The 4,944-nt window shown below is 56.0% G+C and carries 6 protein-coding genes and 1 pseudogene; 4 read left to right on the top strand and 3 right to left on the bottom strand.

Features of this window, described 5'->3' with window-relative positions:
- The 3 genes and pseudogenes from K8V32_RS14005 to K8V32_RS14690 form a co-directional block, all read right to left on the bottom strand.
- The coding region (locus tag K8V32_RS14005) for a hypothetical protein (protein ID WP_303908832.1) at positions 1 to 275 on the bottom strand (275 nt) is incomplete at its 3' end.
- A complete protein-coding gene (locus tag K8V32_RS14000) occupies positions 272 to 745 on the bottom strand; it encodes a hypothetical protein (RefSeq protein ID WP_303908829.1) in 474 nt (157 codons plus the stop codon). The genes K8V32_RS14000 and K8V32_RS14005, both read right to left, overlap by 4 nt.
- Before the next feature lie 118 nt (positions 746 to 863).
- Positions 864 to 2,564, bottom strand: a pseudogene (locus tag K8V32_RS14690) (alpha/beta hydrolase).
- Positions 2,565 to 3,233: 669 nt separating this feature from the next.
- Between K8V32_RS14690 and rpsF the strand changes: the two are divergent.
- The 4 genes from rpsF to rplI all read left to right on the top strand — a co-directional run bounded on the left by rpsF (position 3,234) and on the right by rplI (position 4,937).
- Positions 3,234 to 3,536 (top strand): 30S ribosomal protein S6, encoded by a 303-nt coding sequence (gene rpsF / locus K8V32_RS13990; protein ID WP_303908826.1) that lies wholly within the window; start codon positions 3,234 to 3,236, stop codon positions 3,534 to 3,536.
- A gap of 41 nt (positions 3,537 to 3,577) precedes the next feature.
- A complete protein-coding gene (locus K8V32_RS13985) occupies positions 3,578 to 4,138 on the top strand; it encodes a single-stranded DNA-binding protein (protein ID WP_303908823.1) in 561 nt (186 codons plus the stop codon).
- Positions 4,139 to 4,212: 74 nt separating this feature from the next.
- On the top strand, positions 4,213 to 4,449 hold the full coding sequence (gene rpsR, locus K8V32_RS13980) for a 30S ribosomal protein S18 (protein ID WP_043055447.1): 237 nt from the start codon (positions 4,213 to 4,215) through the stop codon (positions 4,447 to 4,449).
- Between the two features lie 23 nt (positions 4,450 to 4,472).
- The gene (rplI, locus tag K8V32_RS13975) at positions 4,473 to 4,937 is read left to right on the top strand and encodes a 50S ribosomal protein L9 (protein WP_303908816.1); all 465 of its coding nucleotides are present in this window, start codon (positions 4,473 to 4,475) and stop codon (positions 4,935 to 4,937) included.
- Positions 4,938 to 4,944 lie beyond the last annotated feature (7 nt).

The following is a 4,944-nucleotide window of genomic DNA, read 5'->3' as shown; positions in this document are numbered from 1 at the left end:
GCACCCTCCTCACCATTGTCCATAGTGCACCCTTGTGGCGATGCTGTGCCAGTGTTAGCTTCCCAGTTCCCAGCGGTTAATTGCTCAGTGGTATCCACCACGAAGCTGACAACAACATCGCGCTGTTCGATGACATCCATGACGGATTCTTGATTCGAAGCTGCGGTGCAACCGGTGGCCAACAGCAACGTCGTCAGCATACCCGCCCCCATAGCAGTGCAACGCAGTGAGCTTGCCAGCAGGAGCCTTCTTGGAGAATTCTTGCGATGGGTCATTTATATTCTTCGCTGACGTTTTCTTCAGGGACGTACTCATCGCCTGGGAAGCGTTCACCATTTTTGCGACGCTCGTTATATTCTTTTTTGAGTTCTCGAGCATCACCTGGTGCGCAGTGCGCAACCGCCCCGATCTCATAGTGATCCTCGGCGGCATTGGTCGCGAAACTGGCGCCTTGCACGGGACCTCCGGTGGCATCCACAGCCGGGTAGCCGCCGTGGTCGACCACACGAGTGTCCATACCCAGTGACTCCCAGTAGTCGATGATGCGCTGGGCAGCTGCCTGATGGTCGGTACCCGGCTCTGCCCACAGAGTGAATTGGTACGCTGCACCTTCGTCCCCGTTGTCGAGGGTGCAGGCTTGAGCGCGGGCGGCACCGTGGCTGGCCTTCCACCCGTCAATATCCAAGACCTCGGTGGTGTCAATGACGAATTTCACCACAGCATCACGCTGCTCGATGACGTCCATAACAGGCTCCTGATTCGTGGCGGTTGTACAACCTGTGCTGAAAAATACGACGGCGCCAAGGCACGACGTAATCGTCGCCAATCGGCGACGGGATGAGTTTCGTGCTGGAGCTGGGTGTTTAGGGGACATAATACATTCCTGGCCCAAGCAGTGATCGTTGGAACATCGTGGGCCCTTTATCGACGTGGTCACTTATTTTCTCAGTTTCGCCGCGCAATATATATCCGATGTTACGCAGAGCTTCAGACCGCTCGTGGTAATAGCCGATCTCTCCGTCATCGAGCGAAGAGTGCGTGGTCACTGGATCACCGGCACCGGTAGCTTCACTATCAGTACCAAAGGTGACAGCAGCAAAGTCTTCCTCCATAGGGTTGATGCTGTGACCGAAACTGAAGTCACGTCCCAGCCATGCCCATTGGTCCCCTGATCCGCTATCAATGTAGGGGTATACGTCGCGTGCATGGCCCACATACACGTTGTCAGCGTTGAGCAGGTCGGCCTGCTCGATATGGTCTGGAAGCCCAGCCGAGCCGACGAGAACGAGATTATCGACGGCGACGTCAGCTTGCGACATTGCAAATGCCGCTGTTGTTGTGCCGTATGAATGCGCCACGACGTTCACCTGGGGTTCATCCTGATCTCGGGTCGCGTCAAACCCACGTAGTGCCTTTGCGAGATTGTCTCCGCCGGTTTGCGCCATATCGTTATGCAAAACACCTCAGTCCCCCGGTGGTGAGACGGGGGCTTCATAACCGATCCAGGCCACGGTAGCGGCATTGGCATTGTTAAGCGTGACTTTTTCATGAATATTCTGTGTGGCCTCTGTCCAACCGGTCATGGTTTCGGTACTGCTGTTCATCCCGGCGACGTTGAAGGTCACGTTGGTGGCGGTATCGAGGTCGCCGATCGAGATCGCAGCCAATGGTGGGGCATCTGCAGTGAAAGAGATCAACTGGCGCTCCGCTTGTCCGTAGTCAGGCGTCAACGAATCATCGATCTGGTATAACGGTGCCAGTTGGCCTTCTAGTTCTCGTTTGCGAGCCCCCAAACTTAGCAGGACCATCTGCGGTTGATTCGGCGAGTGACCGAGATTTTCAAGAGCCTCTCGCCTTTCTGCGGCCAAGGCCTGCAGCTGGCCCTCCAGATCGGCAATTTTCCGATCCAGCACCTGCTGATTGGCTTGATGGCGGATGTGGTAGGGAATCCCTTCGAGGTTGCCAAAGACTTCTGGCAGTGTTTCCCACAGAGCTGTTTGTTGATTGGATGCAGGCGTTTCGGCTAGCCGGTGCCACCATGCATTAATGGTCGCAGGGTCCATCAGCTGCAGCTGATGGGTCAAAGCTGGTGAGCTGTTCATCAGCCGAGCCAGTTGCGCACGGTCAGCGGTCGCCAGAGTTTGCAGCAACTGGGTATTACTCATCGCTGTGGCATGCAGTGCCGGTGCGAGCGCGTCGAGGACCTCATTGGAGAGTTCACCGGTTCCAGCCACTTCGAACGCATCGGCGATTTGGCTGATCCAGCGAGCCTCTAGCCTGGCATGTTCGAGGTACTGGGCAAGCGCATCGAACAGTGTGAATGTCTCGATGGTGACCCACGAACAGTTTCTGCGAAAACCAGACCACGCCGTCCTGAGCGCTTCCAATTCTTCTTCGACGATGCCATGGCAGCGCTCGGCGATTGCCACGAAGCTGCGTAGGTTTGACGGGGATGCCGAGCTTACGGTGTCAGCGCTACCTGAGCTCACGCGGTCTCGGTCTCGGACGGCCACCTCTGCGTGGATTGTGGGAGGCCTGGTGGGAGTCTGCGATGGCTGCGACATCATGAGCCCGCCGTATTGTGGGTCCGTGAACGACGTCCACCAGGAGGGGTCAGAATCTGCATCCGCTTGCCACGCGGCGTAGCGCTGCTCCCAGTCGGCCACAGCGGCTAAACGTTCCTCGTCTGCTCTGGCGTCGTCCTGAGCGTACGAGACTTGTCGGACCACATTTAACAAGTGGAAACACACCTCGGAGCGGTCGCGTTTTTCATTTGACGCATTGCTACTGAATAGCCTTGAGTACGCCCCTTCGAATTCATCCATTGCGGTGTCGACGGTGTCAGACCACTGCATGCTTTGATGATGAACCCGCTCATCGGCAGATTCTAACGCGTTGATGAGAGCCTGAGTAGTGGCATGATCAAAGGCTATAGATCCCACCCAGATGCACCTCGAAATACCTAGTCAACACAACTCAAAACAGTCCTATTCCACAGACTGCTCCAAGGCGGCGTCAAGGTCCTGAAGCTCGAAAGTTGAAAGTTCACGTAGTGGTAACCCGGCGTCGTCGTTGGTGATAGTGTGCAGTGGCCTACGTGAGTTTAGTTTTGACCGGCCGTCCGCTATAATGGCGAGGTTGCTGTCTTGACTCCAGATGGGTTGAGACGCTTGCACTAAGAACCTCCTGTTACGGAAATCCCGTGACCACCAGTCCAGAGGAGGTGGGTTCGCATGCGTGCATATGAACTAATGGTGATGCTCGATCCAGAACTAGACGAGCGTACTGTTGAACCAACTTTGCGTAAATACCTTGACACCGTGATCAAGGATGGCGGAACCGTTGACGAACTCGATGTTTGGGGTCGTCGTCGCCTAGCTTACGAAATCCAGAAGAAAAACGAGGCAATCTACGCCGTCGCCAATTTCAATGCTACTCCTGAGCAGGCTCAGGAACTGGATCGCCAGCTGGGTCTAAACGAATCGGTTATGCGCACCAAGATCATCCGTCCGGAAGATCAGAAAATTACCCTCTAAGTTTTAGTACCACGACCTGCTACTTGCATTAGGAGCGCTTCATGGCCGGAGAACCATATATCACTGTGGTAGGCAACCTCGCTGGTGATCCTGAACTGCGGTTTACCGCATCGGGTCACGCGGTTGCTAACTTTACGATTGCTCAAACTCCACGATCGTTTAATCGCGAATCCAACCAGTGGGTGGACGATGAAACCCTGTGGGTGCGTGCTTCCGTATGGCGTGAAGCGGCCGAAAACGTAGCAGAAACGCTGACCAAGGGTATGCGCGTTATTGCGCACGGTCGGTTGAAGGCTCGGTCATTTGAGACCAAAGATGGTCAACAGCGGACCAACTGGGAACTCGAAGTAGACGAGATTGGCCCATCGCTGCGCTGGGCTACCGCACAGGTCAACCGTACGCCACGTTCCGGTGGTGGCGGCGGATTCGGTGGCGGCCAGCAGCAAGGCGGCCCCGGTGGAAACTGGGGTGGTGGGGCACCAGCCGGAGGCGGCTGGGGTGCACCAGGCGGCGGCCAGTCTGCACCGAGCAATGACCCGTGGGGTGGCGGTGGATCAGCCGGATCTTGGGATCAGGGCAACGATTCTCCACCACCGTTCTAAAACAACATTATTCATTAACGACCATCCCGCTTATTTTAGCGGGCTCCAGGTTACAGCTATAAAGGAGCACCAAGATGGCTAAGGCAGAAGTTCGTAAGCCGAAACCAAAACCGAATCCGCTCAAAACAGCGGAAATCGAATACGTCGATTACAAAGACGTCGCTTTGCTACGCAAATTCATCTCCGACCGCGGCAAGATTCGTGCCCGCCGCGTAACCGGTGTCACCGTCCAACAGCAACGTAAAATTGCGCAGGCTATCAAAAATGCCCGCGAAATGGCGCTGCTGCCGTACTCCGGTTCCGGCCGCTAAACGCTGATCAAGGGAGACAGATCATGGCAAATCAAAAAGTCATTTTGACCCAGGAGATCCCGAACCTCGGTTCGGCCGGCGACGTCGTCGAAGTACGTAACGGTTACGCTCGCAACTACTTGATCCCACGCGGCGAAGCCGTTCGTTGGACCCGTGGTGCGCAGCAAGAAGTTGAAACCCAGCGCGCAGCATCCGCTGCCCGTTCGGCACGCACCCTGGAAGCCGCACAGGCCCAGGCTGCACAGCTGGCAGAAGCACCAATTTCCATTCAGATGCAGGCAGGTGACAACGGACGCCTCTTCGGTTCCGTCACCACCGCTTCCATCGCTGAAGCAATCAAAGAAGCCGGTAAGGGCGAGGTTGATCGTCGTTCCATCGTCGGCGCCGGTGACATCCGTGCACTGGGTACCTACCCAATCCAGATTCGTCTGCACGAAGACGTTCTGGCTGAAGCACGCGTGTCTGTTATTCCAGCACCGAAGAAATAAGCTTCTT

The organism is Enteractinococcus helveticum (assembly GCF_020742345.1).
GTDB classification, from domain to species: Bacteria; Actinomycetota; Actinomycetes; order Actinomycetales; family Micrococcaceae; genus Yaniella; species Yaniella helvetica_A.
Note: the sequence above shows the minus strand (reverse complement) of the source record. Positions and strands in the feature narration are given on the sequence as shown.

Bases quoted from the DNA above. Each gene is read 5' to 3' on its own strand.
- rpsF (WP_303908826.1), top strand. From the start codon at position 3,234: ATGCGTGCATATGAACTAATGGTGATGCTCGATCCAGAACTAGACGAG.
- rplI (WP_303908816.1), top strand. From the start codon at position 4,473: ATGGCAAATCAAAAAGTCATTTTGACCCAGGAGATCCCGAACCTCGGT.
- rpsR (WP_043055447.1), top strand. From the start codon at position 4,213: ATGGCTAAGGCAGAAGTTCGTAAGCCGAAACCAAAACCGAATCCGCTC.
- K8V32_RS14000 (WP_303908829.1), bottom strand. From the start codon at position 745: ATGGACGTCATCGAGCAGCGTGATGCTGTGGTGAAATTCGTCATTGAC.
- K8V32_RS13985 (WP_303908823.1), top strand. From the start codon at position 3,578: ATGGCCGGAGAACCATATATCACTGTGGTAGGCAACCTCGCTGGTGAT.